We start from the raw sequence: 2,449 nt of genomic DNA, 5'->3' as shown, positions 1-2,449 counted from the left end.
TCCGTGGAAAACCACGTATGATACCACTAAAAATAAGCGTACCACAAAAAAAAGTTCGTTCCAAGATGCAATGTATTCACAACATAATAGCTATGCAGAGTTCACCTGGTAAGGCTGACCTCTGATCACACAAGTGACATTTTCACAGACGATTGACAGGTTACAGCGGATGGCAGGCAAGATAATCGCAAAATCGAAGCCGCGATTTTAGCCATTTTCAATTCCAAACCCTTTTTGTCAATACCCGGCGAATAATGAACAATTCCACTGGTCTTACCATCACATAGGAGAAAATAGTAACCTGAATCCGTGATCTTTGCTCCTTGAAAATGTGGGAAAATTAAAGGAATTAGCAGGATAACTGCTACTCATTTTTCATCCCGGAAATGCCCGGAAAGCCTGTTGATTATCCAATAAAATACAATTTTGAAATAGCAAAAAGGCCGCCAGATCGAGAAAACCGGATCAGGTGGCTCGGTTACCTATTCCTACAATGCAGCGAACCAGTTGCTGGAGGAAAAAGCAGGAGGAGCGCCAAACCAGTATGAGTATGACCGGCGTGGAAATCTTACCAGGGTCACGCAGGGCAGCAAAGCGCTGGAGAGCTTCACGTTCGACGAGACGAACTGGCTTGTGAAGGTCGTAGAGGATGGAAAAAAATATCTGAGTACCGCTATGACGGCTTAGGCGCGCGCGCTCAGAGCAAAACAGCCGGGAAAACGTACGACTTTGTAATTCACCTGCCCCCGGCGTACAATGATGTGTTGGCGGTATACGAGGGGCAGAAGCTGTAGGAAAGTACAGCTTCTGCCTGGATCGTTTGCACGAGAAGCACAGCAACGGAGAGGGCGGGGGCTATTCCTGTGATCATCTGGGGAGCATTATTGGGATTCAGGATCCGAAAGGCAAACTGACGGAGGCGTACAGCTACGATGAATTTGGCCTACTGCTAACACAGCCGCAAGTTGGTCGAGCCGTGAACTTCGCCTATACGGACTATCCGTATGAGGAGAACGGGCTGTACTTTGCGCAAGCGCGGTATTATAAGGCGGAGATTGGGCGGTTTATAAATGAGGATGCGTATGAGGGAGAAATCATTCGAGTACTACCTGCTCTCTTTAACTGACAGTAAAAAGTGTTCTTGTTTCATGTTGTTTTTCAATAAATTTAAGACCTTGAGGGCGGCAATCCTTTACCCCCACCCAGTGACGAATGAATCGAGCGGCTAAGTCAAATTTTCCGCTTCCCTTGCTCGTACCGTAATATGTTCAAAATTGCCCAGACCAAAGCCGATGAGAAGTAACAAGCTAAATAACTATAGCTTGTTACAATCCATTCGCTTATTGTTCTCCCCATTTATTATGAAATATTAGATTTTCAAGAGATTTTCGTTTTTCCCACTTCACTTGTTCTAAAATGGGAGCAGAAGGGTAGTCGTCCGTATATCCAATGGAAATTAAAGCAACAGGGTCAATGTGCGGAGGTATTTGCAAAATATCTCGAACATCATTTTTTTTGTAAAAACTTACCCATCCCATGGCTAAACCTTCTACACACGCCGCTAACCACATATTTTGGATTGCACATGCTGTAGAAAGAATATCCGTCTCCGGAATCGAATTTCGTCCTAGTACATGCGAGCCCCCGCTTGTTGGATCACAGGTGACACAGATCGTTAAGGGCGCCTCTTTAATTCCTGCAATTTTTAAACTTAAAAATTGGGTAGCGCGCTCTTCTTCGTAATGAATCGCCAAAGCTCGTCTTTCTTTTTCTGTCGCCCAAGCTAATCTCTCTTTGACTTCCATAGAATCCACTATAATGAAATTCCATGGCTGCATAAATCCTACAGAGGGTGCATGGTGTGCCGCTTGTAAAATTCGGTCGATAATCTCTTTAGGTACAGGATTCGGAAGAAAATTCCGAATGTCTCTTCTTTTATGAATGACATTATAAACTGCTTCTTTTTCGATCTCATTAAACATGTGATGCGCCTCTTTCATTCTGTATCGTGTCTCCATCATCCATTGTAGCTATTCTTTGATAATGTGGATAATGTGGATTTTTTCTTTCTCTACGTTGTTTTGAAATCGGTATCATCTCGAATTATCTACTCCTCGATCCGTTCACCCTTTAAGGATATCATAGATTCCACATATCCGACAAATTAGATCAATTTTCTACTTGTTTTTCATTCTACGTTTGAGTCGAGCGACGATTCGCCGTTGTGTTCGACCAAATCGATTTCTAGCGCCCCGGACGTGTTTCATTCCAATCGCAGGCAATCATGGTTGGTTGTGCGCGAAGTTAGACAACTGGCTATCGCTTGATGACCGTCGGTCTGGCCTTCGGAGAACGAAGGGCAGGTAACCTGGGGATGAATCACTTCACATCGTGTTTTCATGGACATTTTCATCACACTTCCCTTCGTTGACACTCCACACGGCTAAAG

The 2,449-nt window shown here is 44.2% G+C and carries 2 protein-coding genes; one reads left to right on the top strand and one right to left on the bottom strand.

What is annotated here, in order from left to right:
• The first annotated feature begins 820 nt into the window (after window positions 1-820).
• On the top strand, window positions 821-1,126 hold the full coding sequence (locus A372_RS0100555) for an RHS repeat domain-containing protein (RefSeq protein WP_019418914.1): 306 nt from the start codon (window positions 821-823) through the stop codon (window positions 1,124-1,126).
• 214 nt (window positions 1,127-1,340) lie between these two features.
• Here A372_RS0100555 and bluB read toward each other — a convergent pair whose 3' ends face one another.
• Entirely contained in the window at window positions 1,341-1,982 is a 642-nt protein-coding gene (bluB, locus tag A372_RS0100550; RefSeq protein ID WP_019418913.1) for a 5,6-dimethylbenzimidazole synthase, read from the bottom strand.
• Window positions 1,983-2,449 lie beyond the last annotated feature (467 nt).

This window comes from Paenibacillus sp. OSY-SE (assembly GCF_000283315.1).
GTDB lineage: Bacteria > Bacillota > Bacilli > Paenibacillales > Paenibacillaceae > Paenibacillus_B > Paenibacillus_B profundus.
Note: the sequence above shows the minus strand (reverse complement) of the source record. Positions and strands in the feature narration are given on the sequence as shown.